The organism is Pseudomonas arsenicoxydans (assembly GCF_006438915.1).
GTDB classification, from domain to species: domain Bacteria; phylum Pseudomonadota; class Gammaproteobacteria; order Pseudomonadales; family Pseudomonadaceae; genus Aquipseudomonas; species Aquipseudomonas arsenicoxydans_A.
In genome coordinates this window covers 124669-149507 of record NZ_RCZE01000011.1, presented here as the reverse complement: position 1 = coordinate 149507, position 24839 = coordinate 124669, and the positions used below count along the sequence as shown (strand labels likewise).

Below are 24839 nucleotides of genomic sequence, written 5' to 3'. Positions count from 1 at the left end.
TTTCCCCCGGCAATCTACGAGGTCGCCATGAACAGCGAAGAACAAACCCTGATCGATGGACTGTTTTCCCGGCTGCAACAGGCCGAAACGGACTCAGCCCCGCGCGACGCCCTGGCTGAGGCGCGGATCAAGGAACACCTGACTCGCCAGCCTGCGGCCGGCTATTTCATGACCCAGGCAATCCTGGTTCAAGAAGTCGCCATCAAGAGCCTCGACGAACAAAACAAGCAACTGACCCGGCAAGTGCAGCAATTGCAGGCCGAACTGCAAGCGGCCAAGGCGCAGACAGCGGCACCGGCGCCGAGCGGTGGTGGCTTTTTGTCGAGCATCTTCGGTGGCAGTGCCCGAGACGCGCAATCTGCACCGACCCCCAGTGCTGTGCCCGCAACGGGCGGCTGGCGTGAATCGGCGCGGCCGTCGTTCAACCCGCAACCGGCGCCGCAAAACTTCGGCGCGGCACCGCCTCAACAAAATTACGCTCCCCAGCAGCAGGCGCCGGCAGCGATCGGCAGCGGTTTTCTCGGCGGTGCGCTGAAGACCGCAGCCGGTGTCGCGGGTGGCGTGATGCTGGCACAAGGCATCAGCAGCCTGTTCCATCACAATCAGCAGCCGGAAGTGGTTGAAGTGATCAAGGAAGAGCCGGCTCAGGTCAACGATCAGAGCGACAGCGGCAATGGCTGGGGCGATGAGCAGCGCATGGCTGACAACTCCAGCAATCAGGGCGGTTTTGCCGACACTGATTACAGCGATGACAGCTCGTCATACTTCGGCGGCGATGACGACGACTCCTTCGTCTGACACCCTGTGGCGAGGGAGCTTGCTCCCGCTGGACTGCGTAGCAGGCCCCTCGGCTTCGAATTTCAGGGGACCGCTTCGCGGCCCAGCGGGAGCAAGCTCCCTCGCCACATGGCCGATTATTCGCGGAACAATCCTTCGGGCTGGCATACTGGGCGACTTTTCGGGCCAGGTGCCCGATCTCGCCTGCGCGCCTGTGCGCCAAGAGGAAACCCGCGGTGAAAAAAATCGCAGTGTTCGCCGATGTTCAAAACCTCTATTACACCGTGCGTCAGGCCTATGGTTGCCACTTCAACTACGCCGCGTTGTGGGCTGACATCAGCAAACAGGGCGAGATCGTCGAGGCCTATGCCTACGCGATCGATCGTGGCGACAGCAAACAGCAGCAGTTTCAGCAGATCCTGCGCAACCTCGGCTTCACCGTGAAGCTCAAACCCTACATCCAGCGCAGCGACGGCTCGGCCAAGGGCGACTGGGACGTGGGCATCACCCTCGACATCATGGACGCCGCCGATCACGTCGACGAAATCGTGCTGGCCTCCGGTGACGGTGATTTCGACATGCTGCTGGAACGCATCATCAGCAAGCACGGGGTGCAAGCGGTGGCCTATGGCGTACCGGGGCTGACCGCCAACTCGCTGATCCGCGCCGCCAGCCGCTACGTGCCGATCGAAGGCGCGTTGCTGCTCAAGAATTGATTTTTACGGAGTTGAAACAGGTTTGGAACGCATAGCAGTCATCGACTTTGAAACCACCGGGATCTCCCCGAGCAGCAGCTGCCGGGCCACGGAAATTGCCGTGGTGATCCTTGAACAGGGGCGCATCGTCGAGCGTTACCAAAGCCTGATGAACGCCGGCGTGCGCGTGCCGGCCTTCATCGAGCAACTGACCGGCATCAGCAACGCCATGCTGCGCACCGCGCCGTCGGCGGAGCAGGTGATGAACGAGGTCAACGAGTTTGTCGGCATCACACCGTTGCTGGCGCATAACGCTGCGTTCGACCAGAAGTTCTGGGACTTTGAGCTGGGGCGGATCAAGCGCACGCGTTTGCAGAACTTTGCCTGCTCGTTGCTATTGGCCCGTCGGCTGATGCCGGCAGCGCCGAATCACAAACTTGGCACCCTCACTACGTTCGCCAACTTGCCCAACACCGGCAAGGCTCACCGGGCGATGGCTGACGCCGAGATGGCCGCCAACCTGACAACGCACTTGATGGACGAGTTGCAGCGCAAGCATGGGTTGCGCGAGTTGTCCCATGATTTGCTATGCGGCTTGCAGAAAGTGCCGGCGGCGAAGATCAACGAACACCTCAAGCGCCATCGCGGTTTTTGAAACCACCACAGGTCGAGTGTGGGAGCGGGCTTGCTCGCGAAAGCGATTTATCATTCAACATTGATGTCGACTGATACACCGCTTTCGCGAGCAAGCCCGCTCCCACATTTGATCTCCTGCACCTTTAGATGGTCTTGCCATTGCCTTCGATGTGCCCCAACGGCACGCGCTTCTCTATTGCGCTCGACAACACAATCGACGTCTTGCTGAACCCGAACTTGGCAATCCGGTTGATCAACTCTTCCAGCTCCGGCATCGAACCCACCGCCGCTTGCATGATCACGCAAGGATCGCCGGTCACCCGGTGGCACTCGGTCAACTGTGGGATTTTGATCAAATCGTCGTAGGCCTTCTGATTGCCGTGCTGGTTCAGGCGCAGTTCGATCACGCACTGGATCGGCAAGCCGAGCTTGGCCATGTCGACTTTCGCCTGGTAACCGGTGATCACGCCACTGGCTTCCAGCTTGGCCACGCGTTCGGCCACGGCCGGGGCGGACAGGTTGACCTTGCGCGCGAGGTCGGCGTAGGACGCACGACCGTTTTCCAGCAGGGCGCTGAGGAGCATGCGGTCGTATTTATCCATCGGCGTATTCCTTGAAAATGACTGACTTTCGAAAGCACGGTTTATAGCGCTGATCTCCGTGTTTTGAAAAGTGTACCGGCGCTATAAACAGGTTTTGTAACTTATTTTTAGCCCTTGGCCTTTCTAGAATAGCGGTTCACATTGTTCTGTCATCGAGCTGCCCATGCCTGGCTTACGTCGTTTTCCCTTACCGTTGATCGCCGCCTTTTTCGCGCTGTACGTGATTTGGGGCTCGACCTATCTGGTGATCCGCATCGGCGTGGAGTATTGGCCGCCATTGCTGCTCGCCGGGATCCGCTTTGTGCTTGCCGGGACGTTGATGTACGCCTTCCTGCGCTGGCGCGGGGCGCCGGCACCGACGTGGGCGCAGTGGAAAGCGGCCGGCATGATCGGGATCTTGCTGCTCGCCTGCGGTAACGGCGGCGTCAGTGTCGCCGAGCACATGGGTGTGGCCTCCGGTGTGGCCGCGTTGGCGATTGCGACGGTGCCGTTGTTTACCTTGTTGTGCGGATATTTCTGGGGCGCACGTAATACCCGCCTCGAATGGGCCGGGATTGCGCTCGGGCTGATCGGCATTGCCATGTTGAATCTCGGTTCGAACCTGCAATCGAGCCCCTTGGGCGCGCTGTTGCTGGTGTTCGCGGCGGCGTCCTGGGCGTTCGGGTCGGTCTGGAGCAAACACGTGCCGTTGCCGGCGGGGGCGATGGCCAGCGCCGTGGAAATGGTGGTCGGCGGCGTGGCGCTGCTGATCGGCAGTGCCGTGAGCGGCGAGCATCTGCAAGCCATGCCACCGATCGAAGGCTGGGCGGCCCTGGCGTATCTGACGTTCTTCGGCTCGATCATCGCGTTCAACGCTTACATGTACCTGTTGAAAAACGTGCGCCCTGCGGCGGCGACCAGTTATGCCTACGTCAACCCGGCCGTGGCGGTGTTGTTGGGGATCGTGTTTGTGGGCGAAACCATCGGAATCGAAGAAGGGTTAGCGATGCTGGTGATCATCAGCGCCGTGGTGTTGATCGGATTGCCGCAGTGGCGGCGGGCGCCTGTGCAGCCGGGTGTAGTCGCGCCGACAGAATCCCGTGTGAATTAGGGTAAACTGCGCGCCATTGCATCTTGTTTTGCACACTTGTTTTGAAAAACCCGCGCTGAATTTTCCTACGGTAATCCCATGACTTTCGCCACCCTTGGCCTGATCGAACCCTTGCTGCGCTCTCTCGAGACGCTCGGCTACCAGACCCCGACGCCGGTTCAGGCGCAAGCCATTCCGGCGGTGCTGGCCGGTCGCGACCTGATGGCTGCGGCCCAGACCGGCACTGGCAAGACGGCCGGTTTCGCCTTGCCGCTCCTGCAATTGCTGGCTATGGAAGGGCCGAAAGTGGCGTCTAACTCGGTGCGCGCACTGATCCTCGTGCCGACACGCGAATTGGCCGAACAGGTTCACGAAGCCGTGCGTCAGTACGCCGAGAACCTGCCGTTGAGCACTTACGCGGTGTACGGCGGCGTCAGCATCAACCCGCAAATGATGAAGCTGCGCAAGGGTGTTGACGTGCTGGTGGCGACGCCGGGTCGTTTGCTCGATCTGTATCGCCAGAAGGCCCTCAAGTTCAATCAGCTGCAAACCCTGATTCTGGACGAAGCCGATCGCATGCTTGATCTGGGTTTCTCCGAGGAGCTGGGGAATATCTACCGCGTGCTGCCGAAGCAACGTCAGACGCTGCTGTTCTCCGCGACTTTCTCCGACGCGATCCGCTTGCTGGCCGGACAAATGCTCAACGATCCGCTGAGCATCGAAGTCAGCCCGCGTAACGTGGCAGCCAACACGGTTAAGCAGTGGGTGGTGACGGTCGACAAGAAGCGCAAGCCTGAGCTGTTCGTTCACTTGCTGCGCAAAGGTAAGTGGAAGCAGGTGCTGGTATTCGCCAAGACCCGCAACGGTGTGGACGCGCTGGTGGAAAAACTCCAGGGCCTTGGCATCAATGCCGACGGCATCCACGGTGACAAACCGCAGGCCACGCGTCAGCGTGCGCTGGACCGTTTCAAGGCCAGTGAAGTGCAGATTCTGGTGGCTACCGACGTCGCGGCCCGTGGTCTGGACATCGAAGATTTGCCGTTGGTGGTCAACTTCGACCTGCCGATCGTGGCCGAGGATTACATCCACCGCATCGGGCGTACCGGCCGTGCGGGTAACACCGGGCAGGCGATTTCGCTGGTCTGCGCCGATGAAGTGAATCTGCTGTCGGCCATCGAGACGTTGACCCGTCAGACTTTGCCTCGGCAGATGGAGCATGACTTCGAGCCTGAACACCGCGTACCGGACACCGATGCCAGCGGTCTGGTGGTGAAGAAGCCTAAAAAACCGAAAAAGCCAAAGACCTCCAGTGGCGGCAAGCGCAACCTGGGCAAGTGGGTTGAGAGTGGGGATGCTTCGGTGCCGGAGCCTTCGATCAAGCCTGTGCGAAAAGTGCCGGTGTTCAATACTGGACCGCGTAAGCGTAAGCCTTAAGTATCGGCGGCGTCTGTCAGGACGCCTTCGCGAGCAAGCCCGCTCCCACATTCGATCGCATTCTTCTGGGAGAACTCGGTTAAATGTGGGAGCGGGCTTGCTCGCGAAGGGGGCAACTCGGTCTCAAGCCTTGCGCTTCAACCACCCCACCATCCCGATCCCCGCCGCACGCCCACTGGCGAAACACGCGGTCAGCAGATAGCCGCCCGTCGGCGCTTCCCAATCCAGCATCTCCCCCGCGCAGAACACGCCAGGCAATGGCTTGAGCATCAAGCGTTCATCCATCGACTCGAACATCACACCGCCGGCGCTGCTGATGGCTTCGTCCAGTGGGCGGGTTTTCACCAGCGTCAGCGGCAGTGCCTTGATCGCTTTGGCCAGCAACGCCGGGTCGCTGAAACAGTCGGCCGGCGTCAGTTCACGCAACAACGCGGCTTTCACGCCATCAATGCCCAGATGACTGTGCAGGTGTTTGGACATCGAGCGTGAACCGCGCGGTTTGCTCAGCGCTGTCTGTACTTTATCCACAGGCTTGCCCGGCAGCAGGTCCAGATGAATGGTCGCGGAACCGTTGAGGTTGATCGCTTCACGGATCGGAGCCGACAGGGCGTAGATCAGACTGCCTTCAATCCCGGTCGCCGTGATCACGCATTCCCCCAGCCGTGGCACATCGTCATTGAGACCAATGGCGATGTTTTTCAGCGGCGCGCCGGCGAACTTACTGACCATCAAATCGCTCCAGGCCTGCACCTCGAAGCCGCAGTTGCTTGGTTGCAACGGCGCAAGCCCTACGCCGCGTTGCTCCAGCGGCAGCATCCACGCGCCATCCGAACCGAGACGCGACCAACTGCCGCCGCCGAGGGCTAGCAGGGTGGCGTCAGCCTTGACGGTTTTTTCGCCCTCGGGGCTGTCGATTCGCAAATCACCGCTGTCATCCCAACCGAGCCAGCGGTGGCGGGTGTGGATAACTACGCCGGCATCACGCAACCGTTTGAGCCAGGCGCGCAGCAAGGGCGCGGCTTTCATGTCGGTCGGAAACACCCGGCCGGAACTGCCGACAAAGGTTTCGATGCCCAGGTCATGAATCCATTGGCATAGCGCGTCGGCGCCAAAAGCGCGCAACAGCGGCGCAATCTGTGGTGCGCGCTCGGCGTAGCGCGAGAGAAACGCCGGGTAGGCTTCGGAGTGGGTGATGTTCATGCCGCCGACCCCGGCCAAGAGGAATTTGCGTCCCACCGAGGGCATGCCGTCGTACAGGTCGACCTTGATCCCGGCCTGGCTCAACACTTCAGCCGCCATCAGGCCAGCAGGGCCGCCACCGATGATGGCGACTTGGGAGGAGAGGGTGGATGAAGATCGGGTCATGGAATGCGCTGCGGTTTGGCGGGATAAGCCGGGCATTCTACCAGCACAGATCCCACAGGGGATTGATGATGGATTCAGTGTCTGGTTAAAAAACAACCACCGCTGTGTAGGCTATATACCGCAGGGGCTGTAGGCGCTTTCACTCAGGTTATCCACAGGCAGTTCCACAGGCATTGTGGGTAAACACCCACGGCTCAATGACAACCTGATGACTGCCACACCCGTTGCGCACTGTGATGCAGAATCCCATGGCGCCGCGCCAACGCCTTGCGGTCCTTGCTGTAGCCACCGCCAATCACCCCGACCACCGGAATATCCCGGCCCAGGCAATGACGCATCACGCTTTCATCACGCGCCGCCACGCCTTCGTCCGTCAGGTTCAAATAACCCAGGGCATCGTCCTTGTGCACATCGACGCCAGCGTCATACAACACCAGATCCGGTTGATAAAGCGGCAGCAAATAGTTGAGCGCATCGTCGACCACTTTCAGGTAATCGGCATCGCCCATGCCCTTGGGCAGCGGAATGTCCCAGTCACTTTCGGCTTTGCGTGCAGGAAAGTTCTTCTCGCAGTGCAGGGAAACGGTCACAGCGTCCGGGGTGTTGTGCAGGATCCGTGCAGTCCCGTCGCCCTGATGCACGTCGCAATCGAAGATCAGCACCCGATTCACCCGGCCGCTTTCCAGCAGGTAATGGCTGATCACTGCCAGGTCATTGAAGATGCAGAAGCCCGCCGGGTAGTCGTAGTGCGCGTGATGCGTGCCGCCGGCCAGGTGACAGGCCAGTCCGTGCTCCAGCGCCTGTTCCGCCGCCAGCAACGAACCGCCGACCGCGCGCACCGTGCGCCGGGCCAGGGCTTCGCTCCAGGGCAGGCCGAGGCGCCGCTGGTCTTCACGGGACAACTCGCCACTCATGTAACGTTCGATATAGGCAGCGTCATGGGCGAGGGCGAGAATCTGCGGGGGGCAGAGGTCCGGGCGCAGCAGGTCGGCGTCCCGGGTCAGGCCGCTGTCCACCAGGTGATCGCGCAACAGGCGAAACTTGTCCATGGGGAAGCGGTGATCGGCCGGAAACTCGGGGCTGTAGTCTTCGTGATAAATCAGCGGCAGCGGCATGATGATTTCATGTAGGAATGAGAGAAGGATCCTACCAGCGATGTAGACTTGCGGCATGGAAACGGGGGAACGCAATGGAGCCAATACTGCAACTTGAAAGTGCGCGACTGCTGTTGCGGCAGTGGTGCGATGAGGATTTGCCGGAGTTTGCGGCGATGTGTGCCGATCCGCAGGTGATGCGTTATTTTCCGGCGCCGTTGAGTCGCCTGGAAAGTGCCTCGCTGATCGGCCGCATTCGCGGGCATTTTGCCGAGCACGGTTTTGGCCTGTGGGCGCTGCAACGCAAGGACACCGGCCAATTCATCGGGTTTACCGGGTTGGGCGTGGTCGGCTTCGACGCGCCATTCACCCCCGCGACCGAAATCGGCTGGCGCCTGGCCCGCGAGCATTGGGGCCTGGGGTACGCCAGTGAAGCCGCGTGGACCGCTCTGCGTTGCGGGTTTGACCGCTTGGGGCTGACCGAAGTCGTGTCCTTCACCACGCAAACCAACACGCCTTCCGAGAAAGTCATGCAGGCGATCGGCATGCACCATGATCCAGCCGATGACTTCGAGCATCCGAAGCTCGCCGCCGATCACCCCTTGCGTCACCATGTGCTGTACCGCATCACCCGTGAACAATGGCTGCAAACCTTGCATGGATAAGCCGCCGCGGACGTTTACAATGGCCCCCATATTACTGGCACGGGCCAGAAACTGAATCGACCGTCGCAGCCATGACTGCGCGGCAATGTTTTGCGTGAGGAGAGTCTGAATGAGCCAAGTGTTGGATGATCTGGTCGACCTGTTGACCCTGGAACCGATCGAAGAAAATCTGTTCCGTGGCCGCAGCCAGGACCTGGGTTTTCGCCAGTTGTTCGGCGGTCAGGTGCTCGGCCAGTCGCTGTCGGCGGCGAGTCAGACGGTAGAAGAAGCGCGCCACGTGCATTCGATGCACGGTTATTTCCTGCGTCCGGGCGATGCCGGGTTGCCAGTGGTGTATCAGGTTGACCGGGTACGCGATGGCGGCAGTTTCAGCACGCGCCGGGTAACGGCAATCCAGAAAGGCCATCCGATTTTTACCTGCAGCGCCTCGTTTCAGTACGACGAAGAAGGCTTCCAGCACCAGCTCGAGATGCCGGTGGTGGTCGGGCCAGAAAACCTGCCGTCGGAACTGGAGCTGACCCAACAACGCGCGCACCTGATCCCGGAAAAAATGCGCGAAAAACTGCTGTGCCCGAAACCGATCGAATTCCGCCCGGTGACCGAGAAAGACCCTTACAACCCGCAGCCGTCCGACCCGATCAAGTACGTGTGGTTTCGTGCCGACGGTGCCTTGGCCGACTCACCGGCGCTGCACAAATACTTGCTGGCCTATGCGTCCGACTTCGGCCTGCTGGTGACCTCGATGCAGCCCCATGGCAAAACGGTCTGGCAGAAAGACATGCAGGTCGCCAGCCTCGATCACGCGCTGTGGTTCCATCAGGATCTGCGTGCCGATGACTGGTTGCTCTACGCGATGGACAGCCCGTGGGCCGGTAACTCTCGCGGCTTCAGCCGTGGCAGCGTGTTCAATCGTGCTGGGCAACTCGTGGCCTCGGTCACGCAGGAAGGCCTGATTCGTCATCGCAAGGATTGGGCATGAGCCTGGCCGAGGTGCGTCATTGGGTGTTCGACATGGACGGCACCCTGACGGTAGCCGTGCATGACTTCGCGGCGATTCGCGTGGCATTGGCGATCCCGGCCGAAGAGGACATCCTCACGCACCTCGCGGCGCTGCCAGCCGATGAAGCGGCGGCTAAACATGCGTGGCTGCTGGAGCATGAACGTGATCTGGCGCTAGGGTCGAAACCGGCACCGGGCGCGGTGGAGCTGGTGCGTGAGTTGGCCGGGCGCGGTTATTGCCTGGGCATTCTCACGCGCAATGCCCGGGAGCTGGCACACGTAACGCTGGAGGCCATCGGCCTGGCCGACTGTTTCGCGGTGGAGGATGTGCTGGGGCGTGATGAAGCACCACCCAAGCCGCATCCCGGTGGTTTGCTGAAACTGGCCGAGGCCTGGAAGGTGCCGGCGAGCGAGATGGTGATGGTCGGTGATTACCGGTTTGATCTGGATTGTGGACGGGCGGCGGGGGCGCGGACGGTGTTGGTGAATTTGCCGGACAACCCGTGGCCGGAACTGACGGATTGGCATGCGGCGGATTGCGTGGCGTTGCGGGAAATGTTGTTGGCTTGAGGGCCTCTTCGCGAGCAAGCCCGCTCCCACATTTAACCGAGTTCTCCCAGAAGAATGCGGTCGAATGTGGGAGCGGGCTTGCTCGCGAAAGGGCACTTTCAGGCACCACAAATCTCACTGCCCAAACAAAGCCTTCTGCCCCTCAGGCGACGTCAACATCCCATCCCCGTTATGCCCAACCCCAGGCACTTCCACCAGTCGCTGGTTCACCCCACGCGGGTTACGACGCAGCAAATAATCAAAGTAAAAATGCCCGCGAGCCAGCCGATTGGTGCCCTGGGCTTCAGCCTCGCACCCCTTGTCCAGCGCCGGCTGCTGCGGGTCTGTGTCTTGCTGCCCGAGCAGATACGTCACGTCACGCTTGACGTAATTGCCTTCAATTTGTGGCGCCGTTTGCCCACTGGCATAGAGCGGTAAATCCGTCATGCCATACTTCCAGCGGTTGAAACCGGGGCATTTCGCGTGATCGAACGCAACAGGACGGCGCTCATCGAAATACGCATACGAGGAAGGGTTGGCGACCACATAACGGACTTTCACACCAGCAGCGGTCAGCGTGGGTTGATCGTGAGCCAGCAAGGCATAGCGCTGAACCACCTGGGCACCCCCAGAGTGACCGGCGATAACGATTTGTTTCACGTCCGGAAACTGTTGGCGGTCGCTGACTCTCGCGATGATCTGATCCAGCGCCCCAAAAGAACTCAGTGCAAACGGAGCTGTGGATAAACCGCCGGCCATCCAGTCGTTGCCCTGCCAGCGCAGAACGGAATCCGCCACGGGATGCAGGGCGACATCGGTTTCATTGAGAAACTGTGGGGCGATGACCAGCGTGGTCTGGCTTTGCCCTGCCAGTTCAGCCGCCTGCTCTGCGCTCTGGCGGTAGGTTTCAGCATTGCGTAAACGGCCGTGGATGATGATCAGCACCCGTTCGATGTTCGCCGGCGCGGCGCCGAGGCTCACCGCCATCTCGCCTTCTTTGAGCAACAGCCGGCCGGGGCTCAGTTGTTTGACCGCATGCTCGGCGGCTTGGGTGCTTGCGCAGGTAAACAGGACAGCTAACAGCCACTTATTCATTTACAGGTTTTTCGCCGCGAAGGTGTCGCACTGGCCCACCTGGCCTTGTGCAAATCCGGTTTTAAACCAGCGCACCCTTTGCGCTGACGTGCCATGGGTAAACGAGTCTGGCACCACGCGGCCCTTACCTTGCTGTTGCAAGCGGTCGTCGCCGATGGCGTTGGCGGCGTTCAGGGCTTCTTCGATGTCACCCGGTTCCAGCCAGTTCAGACGCTTTTGTGCATTGTTGGCCCAGACGCCGGCCAGGCAATCGGCCTGAAGTTCCTGACGCACGAGTAAACCGCCGTCGCCTTCCATTTGTCGGCCTTGGGCGCGGGCAGTCTGAATTTTCGCAGAAACACCGAGCAAGGTCTGAACGTGGTGTCCGACTTCGTGAGCAATCACGTAGGCCTGGGCGAAGTCACCGGCGGCGGAGAAACGTTGCGACATTTCCTGAAAGAACGCCATGTCCAGGTAGACCTTCTGGTCGGCCGGGCAATAGAACGGACCGGTCGCCGAGGTCGCCAGACCGCAGGCGGAATTGACGCGATTGCTGAACAGCACCAGGGTCGGGTTCTTATATTGCTTGCCGGCCTGCTGGAAAATCTGGCCCCAGGTGTCTTCGGTATCGCCGAGGATCGAACGCACGAATTCGGCGCCTTCGTCATTGGCCGGTGGCGCCTTGCGCGTTTGATTGGTGGCTGGCGCTGACTGCTCGCTCATTTGGCCGGTGAGTTGTCCGAGGATCTGCATCGGATCCTGGCCGGTGATCCAGCCGATGCCGACAATCAGGATGATCGCGGTCAGGCTCAGGCCCTTGCCGCCACCAAAGCGCATCCCGCCACCACCACCGCCGCCGACATCATCACCACGGGCGTCCACCACGTTGTCGCTGCGTCGGCCTTTTTTCCATAGCATGTGGGAATCCTCTGAGTGTCCGTGGGGATGAGTGTTGCTGGTGTGGGGGAGCTGCGCCAGTCCGGTCGTCCGGGTTTCGACGCGATTCCCGGCAGTCTTGGGGATGCGCCAGCAGTATTCCAGACTTGTATGAACGTGGACTCCCCATCGAATTCCGTCAGGCAACCAGTTTTTATCGAATGAACCTGACGATCGTCGAGTTCCAGATTTCGCATTGCCGGGTTCGTCTTCTAGAATCAGGCAAATTGTGTGTGGAACTTCCCATGGCCGGCAGTCAGATCGAACGTGTTTTCAACGTGCTGGAAAGCCTTACCAGTGACCCGCGCGGTGTGCCGATGCAAGCGCTGGCGGAACAATTGGATATTCCCAAAAGCGCGACTCATCGCTTGCTCGCCGAGCTGATTCGGCTGGGGTATGTGCGGCAGAATCCGGACAACCTGCGTTATCACCTGACCACCAAATTGGTGGCGATGGGGTTTCGTTATCTCTCGGGCAGCGGCGCCGATATTGTGCAACCTGTGCTGGATCGCCTCGCGCAGGAGACCGGTGAACTGGTGCGCCTGGGCGTCATTGAAGGCGAGCGGCAGGTCTGGATCGCCAAGTCGCAAGGTGCCCGGTCCGGCCTGCGTTACGACCCGGACATGGGCCGTGATGCGCCGTTGTTCTACACCGCGTCGGGCCATGCGTGGCTGGCGTGCATGAGCGATGCCGAGGCATTGTCGCTGGTAGAACGCCAGGGCGGTGAGCGACCCAAGGACCTGGGGCCGAATGCGCCGCGTTCCAACATTGAACTGCTGGAGCGTATGCGTCTGGCGCGTGAGCAGGGTTATGCCTGGGTTGAAGAGAGTTCGGCGGTGGGCACCTCGGCGATTGCTGCCGTGGTGCGGCACCCCAGCGAGGGGCGGGTGATGGGGGTGCTGAGCATCGCCGGGCCCAGTGCACGCATGCCGGGCGCGCGGTTGCATGAGTTGGCGCCGCTGTTGTTGAGGTATACCGAAGAGTTGTCGGCGGCCAGTTTGGCGTCGGAGTTGTTCAGCTAATTTGGGATGCACCATTACTTTAATGTGGGAGCGGGCTTGCTCGCGAAAGCGGTGTATCAGTGAAGTAAGTGTTGCCTGGCACCCCGCTTTCGCGAGCAAGCCCGCTCCCACATTTTGATCGTTGTCGACTGTAAAGCCGTGCGATGTTCGAACACTTTCGGCCTATGCTTGTATAGGAATCTGGAACCAGGTTCTAAATTATTGGAATTCGCCAGGCGCAAGGGAACCCCATGACCGTCAGCACACCGCTCTCCGGCGTAAACCAGCCCTTCAAAGGGATTTTGCTGATCGTCGTCGCCACCTTCCTCTTCTCCAGCCACGACGCCTTGTCCAAATACCTCTCCGGTTTCTACCCGATCATCATGGTCGTTTGGGCGCGCTATGTGGTTCACACCTTGTTGATGGCCGGGATTTTCCTGCCGCAATCCGGGCTGCGTGTCCTGCGGACTAAACGTCCTGTGCTGCAGTTGATGAGGGCGTTATGCCTGTTGGGCACCAGTCTGTTTTTCACCACCGGTTTGCAATACATCCCGCTGGCAGAAGCTACGGCGGTCAACTTTCTTGCGCCGGTGCTGGTCACCGCGTTGTCGGTGCCGTTGTTGAAGGAACACGTCACCCGTGGCCAATGGATCGCGGTGATTTGCGGATTTGCCGGCGTGTTGATTATCGTCCATCCCGGCGGTGATCTGTTCACCCCCGCGGTGCTGTTGCCGCTCTGCTCGGCGCTGTTTTTCTGCTTCTATCAATTGCTCACTCGCAAGCTCAGCAACATCGACAGCCCGACCACCAGCAACTTCTTCGCCGGCCTGTGCAACACCCTGGTGATGAGCGCGCTGGTGCCGTTCTTTTGGCAAGTGCCGACTCTGGGGCATGGACTGATGATGGTGGCGCTGGGGGCGTGCGGGATGACGGCTCACTTGTTTCTGACCCAGGCGTTTCGCTACGCCGCGCCGGCGTTGCTGGCGCCGTTCGGCTATTGCCAGATTGTGTTTGCCGGTCTGCTGGGCTGGCTGCTGTTTGCCCACACGCCGACCCTGACTACCGTGGTCGGGATCGCGGTGATTTGCTGCAGCGGGTTGGCGGCGGCCTGGCAACAGAGTCGTCGGTAGGACAAACAAAAAGGCAGGCCTGGAATCAGGCCTGCCGGGGGAAGGACATTTACTCGGTAACGGTAGGAATTTTGCGCGGTGCCATGAAGTACATCCAGGTCAGGGCAATGAAATACATCGCCGGGATCAGGGTGAACAGCACGGTGTAGTTGTTGTTGGTGACGGTCAGGATGTGGCCGACCAACTGCGTCATGAACATCCCGCCGATGGCTGCGCACATTCCGCCAAAACCAAACACCGTGCTCATCATGTGTTTAGGCGTGTAGTCCATCACCAGGCTCCAGATGTTCGCGGTCCAGGCCTGGTGCGCGCCGATGGCCAGGGAGATGGCAAACACCGCAACCCAAAGACTGCTCGCCCCGGCCGCCATGATCACGCCGATGATGCAGCAGGCAAACAGGAACATCGACATCAGCCGCGCCTTGATCGGGTTGATCCCGCGACCGATCAGGAATGAGGAGAGGATCCCGCCACCGACGCTGCCGAAGTCGGCGGTCAGGTAAATGATGATCAGCGGAATCCCCATCTGGGTCACGTTGATCCCCAGGTTGTATTGCTGATTGAGGAACGGTGGCAGCCAATACAGGTAGAACCAGAACACCGGTGCGGTCATCGAGTAGGCGAGGGCGAAGGCCCAGGTGCCACGCATGCGCAGGATTTTCGAGAACGGCACGCGGGCTTGTTCCGGTTCGACTTCGTTCTGGATGTAGTCCAGTTCCGATTGTTTGACGCTCGGATGATCTTCCGGGTTGAAGTATTTCAAACCCCAGAACAGCAACCAGATCCCGCCCAGTGCCGACATGCACAGGAACGCGGCCTGCCAGCCCCATACGTGCAGGATCAGCGGCAGCAACATTGGGGTGAACATCGCACCGACGTTGGTCCCGGCGTTGAAGATGCCGGTGGCCACCGCGCGTTCGCCGGCCGGGAACCACAGCCGCGTGGTCTTCACGCAGGCCGGGTAGTTGGCGGCTTCGGTCAAGCCAAGGATCAATCGGCAGACCATGAAGCCTACCGCCGAAGTGGCCAGGCCGTGAGCGCCGGTGGCAATGCTCCAGAGCAGCACCGCGCAGAAGAACACGCGCTTGACGCCGACCCGGTCGATCAACCGGCCTTGCAGCACGAAACCAATCGCGTAGCCGACCTGGAACCAGAAGTTGATGTTGGCGTAGTCCATCGCCGTCCAGCTCATTTCCTTGGCGAGGATAGGCTGCATGACGCCGAGGGCGGCGCGGTCGATGTAGTTCAGGGTCGTCGCGAAAAACACCAGCGCCAGCATGCCCCAACGGGTTTTGCCGACTGCCATGGCGCCGCGGATCTTGTCGCCGATGCCGCCGCTGGCAGGAGTTATGGAGGCGTGCTCCACGGGAGAACTTTGAGAAGGAGTCATGTAGTCCACCGATTATTTTTATGTGGTGTTCTGGGTCTTTGGTAACCGAGCCCGACGGTGCATGACCGGTCTCAATGTGGAGTCGATGTTGCGCAGTGGACAAAAAATCGTCAATTCGCCAACGGCCATTGTGTTCGATAATCGAACACAAAACTAACCGGGTAGTACACTTTAAATTGCTGTGCGAGTTCGTCCAGCCAATAATTCCCCTCAAGCTAAACGCAGACCTTGGCGAAGTGTGGCGAGGGGGCTTGTCGGAACGCCGCATCGCCCCGTTCGGCTGCGAAGCAGTCGTGTAATCAGGCAACGCGGTGCACCAGAAAGATCATGCAATGCGCATTTACGACTGCTGCGCAGCCGAACGGGGGCAAGCCCCCTCGCCACAACGTCCAATAAGACTGTCTCCACCACCGGGAGTCGAAACATGCAGCGTTCCATTGCCACCGTGTCCTTGAGCGGTACCCTGCCGGAAAAACTCGAAGCCATTGCCGCCGCCGGTTTTGACGGGGTGGAGATTTTCGAGAACGACCTTCTCTACTACGACGGTAGCCCACGGGAAATCAAACAGATGTGCGCCGATCTCGGGATCGCGATCACGCTGTTTCAACCGTTCCGGGATTTCGAGGGCTGCCGCCGTGATCGGCTTTCGCGCAATCTGGAACGCGCCGAGCGCAAGTTCGACTTGATGCAGGAACTGGGCACCGATCTGGTGCTGGTGTGCAGCAATGCATCTGCCGACTCCATTGGTGATGAACAAATCCTCGTCGACGATCTGCGCCTGCTGGCCGAACGCGCTGGAGCTCGCGGCTTGCGTATCGGGTACGAAGCGTTGGCTTGGGGCCGGCATGTGAACACTTATCAACAGGTGTGGAACATCGTTCGCCAAGCCGATCACCCAAGTCTCGGGGTCTTGCTGGACAGTTTTCACACGCTGTCGCTGAAGGGTGATCCGAGTGCCATCGCCGACATTCCAGGCGACAAAATCTTCTTCGTACAAATGGCCGACGCGCCGATCCTCGCCATGGATGTATTGGAGTGGAGCCGGCATTTCCGCTGCTTCCCGGGCCAGGGCGAATTTGATCTGCCGGGTTTCCTCGCACCGATCATCAAGAGTGGTTACACCGGGCCGCTGTCGCTGGAAATTTTCAACGACGGTTTCCGCGCCGCGCCACCTCGGGCCAACGCCGCCGATGGTTTGCGTTCTTTGCTGTATCTGGAAGAGAAAACCCGCCTACGCCTGGCGCAGGAAACTCAACCGGCGCCCAACCTCGACATCCTGTTCGAGACACCCACTGCCAGCGAATACAACGGTATCGAGTTTCTCGAATTTGCAGTGGATGAAAGCCTCGGCGCCAAGCTTTCCCATTGGCTGGAGCGGCTGGGTTTCGTCAAGGCCGGGCAGCATCGCTCCAAGAGCGTGAGCCTGCTGCGTCAGGGTGATATCAACCTGATTCTCAACTCCGAACCTTACTCGTTCGCTCACAGTTTTTTTGAGGCACATGGTTCATCGCTGTGCGCCACCGCCGTGCGGGTCAGGGACAGCACCAGCGCGCTGGCCCGGGCCGTGGCTTACAAAGGCCAGCCGTATCGTGGACTGGTCGGCCCCAATGAACTGGAATTGGCGTCGGTGCGCGCGCCGGACGGCAGCCTGATCTATCTGGTGGATCAGGAGGCCGACGTCTACGGCACCGACTTCAATCTGTACCCGGCCGCCTTGGCCGGTGGTGGCCTCAAGCGTATCGACCACATGGCCATGGCATTGCCCGCCGACAGCCTCGACAGTTGGGTGCTGTTCTACAAGAGCCTGCTGGATTTCGAAGCCGACGACGAAGTGGTCCTGCCCGACCCGTATGGCCTGGTAAAAAGCCGTGCGCTGCGCAGCCGCGACAGTTCGATCCGCTTGCCATTGAACATTTCCGAGAACCGCAACACCGCGATCTCACACGCGCTGTCGAGTTATCGCGGCTCCGGTGTGCATCACATCGCGTTTGATTGCGATGACATCTTTGCGCAAGTCAGCCGTGCGAAAGAGGCGGGCGTGCCGTTGCTGGACATCCCGCTCAATTACTACGATGACCTCGCCGCGCGGTTCGACTTCGATGACGAGTTCCTCAGCGAGCTGGCGTATTTCAACGTGCTGTATGACCGCGATGCCCAGGGTGGCGAGCTGTTTCATGTGTACACCGAGCCGTTCGAAGGGCGGTTCTTCTTTGAAATCATTCAGCGCAAGAACGGCTATGCCGGTTACGGCGCGGCCAATGTCGCGGTGCGACTGGCGGCGATGGCCAAATCCCGCAGCGGTGCCATTCGTCAGGCCAAGTTGTAGGAAAATCGTAAACGCCGGGACAAACCGCTGCCGCGCGGCTTCCTTCACTGTGCGCAGCGGCCCATAATCGCCAGCCTGTGCAGTGATGGCCGTGAGCCCGCAATGACAATGACTTCAGAACGCTCCGCAGTGCCCGCCGAACCGATCGTCGAGCCTCGAAAAAGCCGCAAAAACAACCCGGAAAAGACCCGCGAGAACATCCTTCAAGAGGCGATTGTCGAGTTCGTCCAACAGGGGCTTTCCGGTGCTCGCGTCGATGCAATCGCCGAGCGCATCCACACCTCAAAACGCATGATCTATTACTACTTCGGCAGTAAGGAACAGCTCTACGTCGAGGTGCTGGAAAAACTCTACGGCGACATTCGCAGCACCGAAAACCGCTTGCACCTGACAGAGCTCGCGCCGGTGGAGGCGATTCGGCGTCTGGTGGAATTCACCTTCGATCACCATGATCACAACGTCGATTTCGTGCGCATCGTCAGCATCGAAAACATTCACAATGCCGAATATGTGAAGCGCTCTGATGCGATCAAGGCAATGAACAATACGATCCTCGATTCACTGGGCGAGATTCTGCGTCGCGGTGCCGAGGAGGGGCTGTTCCGCGCAGGGCTTGTGCCGCTGGATGTGCATCTGCTGATCAGTTCGTTCTGCTTCTATCGCGTGTCGAACCGTCATACTTTCGGTGAGATTTTCCAGATCGACTTGCCGGACGAAGCCATCAAGCAGCGTCACCGGGAGATGATTTGCGAGTCGGTTCTGCGATACTTGCAAGCCTGAATCAGGTGAGGGGGCTATTCCCTCACTGCAGCCCCTCACCGCATCCCCTCAGTCGTTCATGCTCTGAAAATGCGCGAGCATTCGTTGCGCATCCGGCACTACGCCGCTGAACAATTCGAACGCCTTCACCGCCTGAAACACCGCCATATTGCCGCCATCCAGCGTGCGGCAACCCAGCGCGCGGGCGTTGCGCAGCAGTTCGGTTTCCAGCGGGAAGTAAACGATCTCCGCCACCCACAATGCGGTACGAAGTAACTCGACCGGTACCGGCATGCCCGGCAGTTTTTTCATGCCCATGGGTGTGGTATTTACCAAGCCGTCAGCCTGGCCCAAGGTGCTCGGCAAATCGTGCCCGGCCACCGCCCGTCCAGCACCGAAGTGTTGATTGAGATTGTCCGCCAGCGCCTGCGCGCGGCTTGGCTCCACGTCAAAAATACTCAGCAGTTGTACGCCTTCGCTCAACAGCGCGTGGGCCACTGCCGCACCTGCGCCACCGGCACCCATTTGTACGACACGTTGACGGGCAGCGTCCTTCAAGCCACGGCGAAACCCTTCGGCAAAACCCAGGCAATCAGTGTTGTGGCCGATGCGTTTGCCGTCCTTCAACACCACGGTGTTCACCGCGCCGATGCCGCGGGCTTCCGGCGACAGTTCGTCGAGCAGCGGGATGATCGCCTGCTTGCATGGGAAGGTGATGTTCAGCCCGGTGAAGTTCATTCGTTCGGCGGCCATCAGCAAGTCGGGCAGGGCGTTGCTGTCGAGCTTCAGCTGATCCAGATCGATCAGGCGATAGAGGTAGCGCATGCCCTGCGCTTCGCCTTCGTGCTCGTGCAGCGCCGGCGTGCGGGAGGCTTGAATCCCGGCGCCGATCAGCCCGGCCAATACAGTGTTGTGCTGAGTCATCGTGCTCATCCCTTCAATTTCAGACTGAAATGTTCCAGCGCCAGGCGATAGCCGTGGCTGCCGAAACCGGCCATCACCGCGGTGGCGATGGCCGAGACAAACGAGTGATGCCGGAAAGGTTCGCGAGCATGGACGTTCGACAGGTGGACTTCGATCACGGGCAGTTCACTGGCGACGAGGGCGTCGCGAATCGCCACTGAGGTGTGGGTCCACGCGGCTGGATTGATGACAATGCCGGCGCAACGACCGCGAGCGGCGTGAATCCAGTCGAGCAATTCACCTTCGTGGTTGGTCTGGCGAAACTCCACGGCCAGGCCGAATTCTTCAGCGGCACGTGCGCACAGTGCCGAGATGTCTGCCAGGGTTTCGTGGCCGTAAGTCGCCGGTTCACGGGTGCCGAGCAGGTTCAGGTTCGGGCCGTTGAGCACCAGAACGATAGGGGGCATCGAGGGTCTCTCCACTTATTATTTTTGGAATCGGCTGTAGGTTTCAGCCTGTGGAGATAAATTGTACTAGCTGGTTAGTTCGGTCAATTGAAGAGACGTCTCGATGGGGATTTGTGTGCGGTGATCGAACAGTTGCTCGGTTTATCGCGGCAGATGCTCAACCAGGAAATCGATAAAGGCGCGCAACCTCAGGGGCACATGACGGCTTTGTGGATACAGCAACGTGAACGGTCGCGAGCGGCCGCCGTAAGGCTTCAATACTTCCAGCAGCGAGCCATCGGCCAGTTCGTTTTCGACGATAAACCGATACGTCTGAAACAGCCCCGCCCCGTGTTTGGCCAGGGTCACGCCACCCAACACATCGTCGGAGCAACTGAAACTGCCCTCGGCAAGAATCTCCCGCGGTGTGCCGTTTTCATTGAATAGCCAGGCGATCCGCCGGCCGCTGCTAGGCAGTTCGTACTGGATGCATTCGTGCTGCGCCAAGTCGTCGAGTGTCTGTGGGACGCCTGCACGCTTGAGGTAATCGGGGCTGGCAATCAGCACCAGCGCGGCGTCCTCCAGATGTCGGGCGATCAGTCCTGAATCCGGAATAGCCCGCACGCGGATCGCCATGTCATAGCCTTCGCCGACGAAATCGATGTTGCGATTGCTGATGTGCGACTCGACCTTCACGTCGGGAAAGCGCGCCCGAAACGCCGGCAGCAACGGCAGAATCCGGTGGTGTGCATAGGTTGTTGGGATGCTGATGCGCAAGGTGCCGGACGGTTGCTGCTGCTGGCCCATGACCTCGCGCTGAGCCTCGATCAGTTGCGCGAGAGCCTGACGACATTCTTCGTAGTAACGACGACCGCTGTCGGTCAACTTGACGCTGCGGGTGGTGCGTGCAAACAGCCGCACGCCCAAGCGTTCTTCCATGCGCGATACCGAACGGCTGACGGCGGCCGGTGTCACGCCCGCCACCAGTGCAGCGGCCGTAAAGCTGCCGGCCTCGGCGGCGAGGCAAAACAGCTCGATGCTGCCCAACTGAAGATCATCGAAGACACGCTGCATGATTGATTACACCGGGGATCAAATGAGGGGCTGAATGGCGTCACTGTAGATGAAATCACCGTGGCAGTGTTTTACTGGCGCGGCGTCTTTTTTGATAACCGGACAGGAGCAGCATCATGCCTTTCGTCAGTGTGCGTATTACCCGTGACGGTGTTACCCGAGAGCAGAAAGCCCAGGTCATCGCCGAAATCACCGAGACGTTGCAGCGCGTCCTCGGCAAGCCTCCGGAGCTGACCCACATCGTGATCGAGGAAGTGGATAAGGATAACTGGGGGCATGCGGGCCTGACTGTTTCTGAGCATCAGAAGTCCGGAGATTGATGGATTACAGATCAAGAAGGCCGCCCTTGTGGCGGCTTTTTCGTGGGCACAGTGAAAGGATTGCTTACTATTTTGGCGCCGTTATCGGCGAGTCAAAAAACGTTCAAGCGCTAGGCTGATCACCGAGTCGATCTTCAAACGGATCAACCGCCAATTATCGGGTTCTTCAAGGAATGGAGAATCTTTGCACTCTATAACCTAACGGATGGGTTAGCATGAACGTATGTCGCTACAAGGGTTTTTCATTGGTCATCATGTTGCGTGATGAACATTGCCCGCCGCATGTCCATGTTGATGCACAGGCGTGGAGCGCACGCTTCAAATTCAGTTTCTGGCACAACGGCGTGGAGCTTTGGGATGTCGTTCCTCATTCACAGCGACCCCCTTCAGCGTTGCTGGAGGAATTGCGTCTGGCGTTGCGGCAACCGGCGCATTTACGGCGAGCGCGTAGCCTCTGGTGGAGCAAATTGCACACCGCCTGCCTCGATAATCAGTGGTGGGATTGGGAGGGCAATGAAGTGGTCGTGATGAAACGAATCGCCAGCACGACTTACCTGATTGGCTCGGCCAGTTACGAGCCCGAAGCGAACAAAACGCTGCTGTCCCTGGCAGGGGCTGCGGAAGGAGTGGAAATCGAATTATGAAAACAATACAGGCGAGCATTCAGGCGGATCGCCCCGTCACCGAAGAAACACTGGAACAGGCCATTGCGCGAGGCGAGTTGAGCCGTCGCAGCGGTTTGAATGCGAGAGCCGTGACCTGGACCGGACATAGCCTGGTCATCAGCTTCGAAGACGGCAGCGGCGTGCTCCTGCCGGCGAAGAATTACCCGGAGTTCGATGGCTTTGACGATGAGGACTTCGCGGGCTTGAAGGTAGGCTTTGCGGGAACCGCGCTCTGCCATGAGGGCAGTGATTTACAGGTGTCCATCGCAGGACTGATTTCAGCGAGCAAGCCGCTGATGGACATGGCGTCTTCCGTCATTGCCTCGCGCAATGGTCGCCAAAGCAGTGTCGCCAAGGCCGAGGCTGCGCGGGCCAATGGCAAGAAGGGCGGGCGCCCGCGCAAGATCGATACGGCACTTTGATTCGCCCACAAAAAAGCCGTCGTCATGACGGCTCATTTGTATTGGCAACTGCAATCAACGACGGGTCAACAACACTCCGGATTCCATGTGATGCGTCCACGGGAACTGGTCAAACATCGCGCACTGAGTGATGTGGTGTGTGTCGTGCAACTGGGCGATGTTCGCCGCCAGCGTTTCCGGATTGCAGGAAATGTAGAGGATGTTGTCGAAGCGGCGGGTCAGCTCGCAAGTGTCCGGGTCCATGCCGGCGCGGGGCGGGTCGACGAACACGCTACCGAACTCGTAGCTCTTGAGGTCGATGCCCTGCAGGCGGCGGAACGGGCGGACTTCGTTCAGCGCTTCGGTCAGCTCTTCGGCGGACAGACGCACCAGGGTGACATTATCCACCGCGTTTTCGCTGAGGTTGCTCAGGGCTGCGTTGACCGAGGTCTTGCTGATTTCGGTGGCCAGCACTTTGCGTACGCGGGTCGCGAGCGGCAGGGTGAAGTTGCCGTTGCCGCAGTACAGCTCGAGCAAATCGTCCGTGCGATCACCGAGCGCGTCATAAGCCCAGTTGAGCATCTTCTGGTTCACGGTGCCGTTGGGCTGGGTGAACGCGCCTTCCGGCTGGCGATAGCTGAAGGTGCGGCCGCCGACGTCGAGCTGCTCGATCACGTAATCGTGACCGATCACTTCACGTTTGCCTTTCGAGCGACCGATGATGCTGACGTTCAGGTCGGCGGCCAGTTTCGTGGCCGCAGCATGCCAGTGCTCGTCCAGCGGGCGGTGATAGCACAGGGTGATCATCGCATCGCCGGCCAGGGTGGTCAGAAACTCCACCTGGAACAGTTTGTGGCTCAGGGCGGCACTGGCTCTCCAGGCTGCCTTGAGTTGTGGCATCAGTTCATTGATGCGCAGGCTGGCAATCGGAAACTCTTCGATCAGGATCGGCGTGCGTTTGTCTTCCTGGGAAAACATTGCGTAGTGCCGTTCACCACCTTCACGCCACAGGCGGAATTCGGCGCGCAAGCGGAAGTTCTTCAGCGCAGAGTCGAACACCGCCGGTTCTGGTGCACCGAACGGGGCCAGAAGGTCACGCAGGCGTGTGACCTTTTCTTCGAGCTGAACGGCGTAGGCCTGGGAATCAAAAGTCATGCGTTGAACCAACCCAACTTGATCACGAACAAAATCGACAGAATCACCAGCGCCGGGTTCAGCTCACGGCCGCGACCGGACATCAGCTTGATGGCGGTCCAGGAGATGAAGCCGAAGGCGATGCCGTTGGCGATGGAATACGTGAACGGCATGGCCAGCGCGGTGACCACGACCGGTGCGGCAACGGTGATGTCGTCCCAGTCTATTTCGGCCAGGCCGGATGTCATCAACACGGCGACGAACAGCAGCGCCGGTGCGGTAGCGAATGCCGGAATGCTGGACGCCAATGGCGAGAAGAACAGCGCCAGCAGGAACAGAATCGCGACCACCACAGCGGTCAAACCGGTACGGCCACCGGCACTGACGCCGGCTGCGGACTCGATGTAGCTGGTTGTGGTCGAGGTGCCCAGCAGCGAACCGGCCATGGCCGCGGTGCTGTCGGCGATCAGGGCGCGACCCATTTTCGGCATGTGGCCGTCCTTGCCCATCAGGCCGGCGCGCTTGGCGACGCCGATCAGAGTGCCGGAGTTGTCGAACAGGTCGACAAACAGGAAGGCGAAAATCACGCTGACCAGACCGATGTCCAGTGCGCCTTTGATGTCCAGTTGCATGAAGGTCGGGGCCAGCGACGGTGGCATCGATATCACGCCGCCGAACGGGGTGAAGCCCATCACGATGGAGACGATGGTCACCACCAGAATGCCAATCAGTACGGCGCCGCGTACGGCCAGGGCTTCGAGGGCAACGATCAGTGCAAAACCCAGGGTCGCGAGGATCGGGGCCGGTTGTTTCAGGTCACCGAGGCCGACCATGGTCGCCGGGTTGCTGACCACGATGCCTGCGTTGTGCAGGGCGATCAGTGCCAGGAACAGGCCGATACCGGCGGCAATCGCTGAGCGCAGCGGCAGCGGGATGCTGTTGATGATCCATTCACGGATGCGGAAGATCGACAGCAGGAAGAAGCACACCGCCGAGATAAACACCGCACCCAGCGCCACTTGCCAGGTGTGGCCCATGTGCAGGACCACGGTGTAGGTGAAGAAGGCGTTCAAGCCCATGCCCGGCGCGAGCGCGATCGGGTAGTTGGCGATCAGGCCCATGATCGTGGAGCCAATCGCTGCGGCCAGACAGGTGGCGACGAACACCGCGCCCTTGTCCATGCCGGTCTCGCCGAGGATGCTCGGGTTGACGAACAGAATGTAGGCCATGGCCAAGAAAGTCGTGACGCCCGCCAGAATCTCGGTCCGCACGTTGGTGTTGTGTGCCTTGAGTTGAAACAGCCTTTCCAGCATGTCTGCTCCCCGTGGCGCGCCCGGCGCCGTGAATGTATCGACCTCAACAGCAAAGCACAGACCGCTGAACGCGCCTGGGAAA

General features: G+C 60.0%; 26 protein-coding genes. 15 read left to right on the top strand and 11 right to left on the bottom strand.

Translation table 11 applies throughout. From position 1 onward, the window contains the following. The first annotated feature begins 27 nt into the window (after positions 1 to 27). From EAH78_RS22460 to EAH78_RS22445, 3 genes are all read left to right on the top strand, one after another. Positions 28 to 798 carry a DUF2076 domain-containing protein gene (locus EAH78_RS22460; protein ID WP_140669484.1) on the top strand — a complete coding sequence of 257 codons (771 nt, stop codon included), beginning with the start codon at positions 28 to 30 and terminating at the stop codon, positions 796 to 798. Between the two features lie 215 nt (positions 799 to 1013). Further along, a complete protein-coding gene (locus EAH78_RS22450) occupies positions 1014 to 1493 on the top strand; it encodes an NYN domain-containing protein (RefSeq protein ID WP_007990686.1) in 480 nt (159 codons plus the stop codon). A gap of 22 nt (positions 1494 to 1515) precedes the next feature. Next, positions 1516 to 2127 carry a 3'-5' exonuclease gene (locus tag EAH78_RS22445; RefSeq protein ID WP_140669482.1) on the top strand — a complete coding sequence of 204 codons (612 nt, stop codon included), beginning with the start codon at positions 1516 to 1518 and terminating at the stop codon, positions 2125 to 2127. Between the two features lie 124 nt (positions 2128 to 2251). Here EAH78_RS22445 and EAH78_RS22435 read toward each other — a convergent pair whose 3' ends face one another. After that, a complete protein-coding gene (locus tag EAH78_RS22435) occupies positions 2252 to 2710 on the bottom strand; it encodes an Lrp/AsnC family transcriptional regulator (RefSeq protein WP_027924256.1) in 459 nt (152 codons plus the stop codon). A gap of 163 nt (positions 2711 to 2873) precedes the next feature. Here EAH78_RS22435 and yedA point away from each other — a divergent pair, with 163 nt between their 5' ends. Beyond that, a complete protein-coding gene (gene yedA, locus EAH78_RS22430) occupies positions 2874 to 3800 on the top strand; it encodes a drug/metabolite exporter YedA (protein ID WP_140669480.1) in 927 nt (308 codons plus the stop codon). A 78-nt stretch (positions 3801 to 3878) separates the two neighbouring features. Further along, on the top strand, positions 3879 to 5213 hold the full coding sequence (locus EAH78_RS22425; RefSeq protein WP_140669479.1) for a DEAD/DEAH box helicase: 1335 nt from the start codon (positions 3879 to 3881) through the stop codon (positions 5211 to 5213). A gap of 123 nt (positions 5214 to 5336) precedes the next feature. Here the strand turns inward: EAH78_RS22425 and EAH78_RS22420 are convergent, their stop codons facing one another. Both EAH78_RS22420 and EAH78_RS22415 read right to left on the bottom strand, forming a co-directional pair. Next, a complete protein-coding gene (locus EAH78_RS22420) occupies positions 5337 to 6578 on the bottom strand; it encodes a TIGR03862 family flavoprotein (protein ID WP_193560093.1) in 1242 nt (413 codons plus the stop codon). Positions 6579 to 6772: 194 nt separating this feature from the next. Beyond that, entirely contained in the window at positions 6773 to 7693 is a 921-nt protein-coding gene (locus EAH78_RS22415; RefSeq protein ID WP_140669477.1) for a histone deacetylase family protein, read from the bottom strand. A 74-nt stretch (positions 7694 to 7767) separates the two neighbouring features. Between EAH78_RS22415 and EAH78_RS22410 the strand changes: the two genes are divergently transcribed. The 3 genes from EAH78_RS22410 to EAH78_RS22400 all read left to right on the top strand — a co-directional run bounded on the left by EAH78_RS22410 (position 7768) and on the right by EAH78_RS22400 (position 9906). Continuing rightward, complete coding sequence (locus EAH78_RS22410) at positions 7768 to 8337, top strand: GNAT family N-acetyltransferase (RefSeq protein ID WP_140669476.1); 570 nt, start codon at positions 7768 to 7770, stop codon at positions 8335 to 8337. 109 nt (positions 8338 to 8446) lie between these two features. Next, positions 8447 to 9316, top strand: a complete 870-nt coding sequence (gene tesB / locus EAH78_RS22405; RefSeq protein WP_140669475.1) for an acyl-CoA thioesterase II — start codon at positions 8447 to 8449, stop codon at positions 9314 to 9316. Then, positions 9313 to 9906: an HAD family hydrolase gene (locus EAH78_RS22400; RefSeq protein WP_140669474.1), complete on the top strand. Its 594-nt coding sequence runs from the start codon at positions 9313 to 9315 to the stop codon at positions 9904 to 9906. The genes tesB and EAH78_RS22400 overlap by 4 nt, the downstream gene beginning before the upstream one ends. Positions 9907 to 10020: 114 nt before the next feature. Here EAH78_RS22400 and EAH78_RS22395 read toward each other — a convergent pair whose 3' ends face one another. Further along, positions 10021 to 10980 carry an alpha/beta hydrolase gene (locus EAH78_RS22395; protein WP_140669473.1) on the bottom strand — a complete coding sequence of 320 codons (960 nt, stop codon included), beginning with the start codon at positions 10978 to 10980 and terminating at the stop codon, positions 10021 to 10023. Continuing rightward, on the bottom strand, positions 10981 to 11877 hold the full coding sequence (gene ypfJ / locus EAH78_RS22390; protein WP_140669472.1) for a KPN_02809 family neutral zinc metallopeptidase: 897 nt from the start codon (positions 11875 to 11877) through the stop codon (positions 10981 to 10983). A gap of 263 nt (positions 11878 to 12140) precedes the next feature. On the opposite strand from ypfJ, the gene EAH78_RS22385 reads away from it, so the two are divergent. Both EAH78_RS22385 and EAH78_RS22380 read left to right on the top strand, forming a co-directional pair. After that, positions 12141 to 12917, top strand: a complete 777-nt coding sequence (locus EAH78_RS22385; protein WP_140669471.1) for an IclR family transcriptional regulator — start codon at positions 12141 to 12143, stop codon at positions 12915 to 12917. A 230-nt stretch (positions 12918 to 13147) separates the two neighbouring features. Then, on the top strand, positions 13148 to 14026 hold the full coding sequence (locus EAH78_RS22380; RefSeq protein WP_140669470.1) for a DMT family transporter: 879 nt from the start codon (positions 13148 to 13150) through the stop codon (positions 14024 to 14026). A 49-nt stretch (positions 14027 to 14075) separates the two neighbouring features. On the opposite strand, the gene EAH78_RS22375 is transcribed toward EAH78_RS22380, so the two are convergent. Beyond that, on the bottom strand, positions 14076 to 15332 hold the full coding sequence (locus tag EAH78_RS22375) for an MFS transporter (RefSeq protein ID WP_240051924.1): 1257 nt from the start codon (positions 15330 to 15332) through the stop codon (positions 14076 to 14078). 508 nt (positions 15333 to 15840) lie between these two features. Between EAH78_RS22375 and quiC the strand changes: the two genes are divergently transcribed. Next, positions 15841 to 17742, top strand: coding sequence for a 3-dehydroshikimate dehydratase QuiC (gene quiC / locus EAH78_RS22370; protein ID WP_140669468.1), 1902 nt, complete (start codon positions 15841 to 15843; stop codon positions 17740 to 17742). A gap of 102 nt (positions 17743 to 17844) precedes the next feature. Further along, positions 17845 to 18522 (top strand): TetR/AcrR family transcriptional regulator, encoded by a 678-nt coding sequence (locus tag EAH78_RS22365; protein ID WP_140669467.1) that lies wholly within the window; start codon positions 17845 to 17847, stop codon positions 18520 to 18522. 48 nt (positions 18523 to 18570) lie between these two features. On the opposite strand, the gene EAH78_RS22360 is transcribed toward EAH78_RS22365, so the two are convergent. From EAH78_RS22360 to EAH78_RS22350, 3 genes are all read right to left on the bottom strand, one after another. After that, positions 18571 to 19425: a shikimate dehydrogenase gene (locus tag EAH78_RS22360; RefSeq protein ID WP_140669466.1), complete on the bottom strand. Its 855-nt coding sequence runs from the start codon at positions 19423 to 19425 to the stop codon at positions 18571 to 18573. Positions 19426 to 19430: 5 nt separating this feature from the next. Further along, positions 19431 to 19871: a type II 3-dehydroquinate dehydratase gene (gene aroQ / locus EAH78_RS22355; protein ID WP_140669465.1), complete on the bottom strand. Its 441-nt coding sequence runs from the start codon at positions 19869 to 19871 to the stop codon at positions 19431 to 19433. 141 nt (positions 19872 to 20012) lie between these two features. Further along, entirely contained in the window at positions 20013 to 20924 is a 912-nt protein-coding gene (locus EAH78_RS22350; protein WP_140669464.1) for a LysR family transcriptional regulator, read from the bottom strand. Positions 20925 to 21040: 116 nt separating this feature from the next. On the opposite strand from EAH78_RS22350, the gene EAH78_RS22345 reads away from it, so the two are divergent. The 3 genes from EAH78_RS22345 to EAH78_RS22335 all read left to right on the top strand — a co-directional run bounded on the left by EAH78_RS22345 (position 21041) and on the right by EAH78_RS22335 (position 22331). Further along, positions 21041 to 21244: a tautomerase family protein gene (locus EAH78_RS22345; RefSeq protein WP_140669463.1), complete on the top strand. Its 204-nt coding sequence runs from the start codon at positions 21041 to 21043 to the stop codon at positions 21242 to 21244. A 215-nt stretch (positions 21245 to 21459) separates the two neighbouring features. Further along, positions 21460 to 21888 (top strand): DUF4160 domain-containing protein, encoded by a 429-nt coding sequence (locus EAH78_RS22340; protein ID WP_140669462.1) that lies wholly within the window; start codon positions 21460 to 21462, stop codon positions 21886 to 21888. After that, on the top strand, positions 21885 to 22331 hold the full coding sequence (locus EAH78_RS22335; RefSeq protein WP_140669461.1) for a DUF2442 domain-containing protein: 447 nt from the start codon (positions 21885 to 21887) through the stop codon (positions 22329 to 22331). Before EAH78_RS22340 ends, EAH78_RS22335 begins: the two co-directional genes overlap by 4 nt. A gap of 54 nt (positions 22332 to 22385) precedes the next feature. On the opposite strand, the gene trmA is transcribed toward EAH78_RS22335, so the two are convergent. Together trmA and EAH78_RS22325 are read right to left on the bottom strand one after the other, a co-directional pair. Next, positions 22386 to 23465: a tRNA (uridine(54)-C5)-methyltransferase TrmA gene (trmA, locus tag EAH78_RS22330; RefSeq protein ID WP_140669460.1), complete on the bottom strand. Its 1080-nt coding sequence runs from the start codon at positions 23463 to 23465 to the stop codon at positions 22386 to 22388. Then, positions 23462 to 24757 carry an NCS2 family permease gene (locus EAH78_RS22325; RefSeq protein ID WP_140669459.1) on the bottom strand — a complete coding sequence of 432 codons (1296 nt, stop codon included), beginning with the start codon at positions 24755 to 24757 and terminating at the stop codon, positions 23462 to 23464. The genes trmA and EAH78_RS22325 overlap by 4 nt, the downstream gene beginning before the upstream one ends. Positions 24758 to 24839 lie beyond the last annotated feature (82 nt).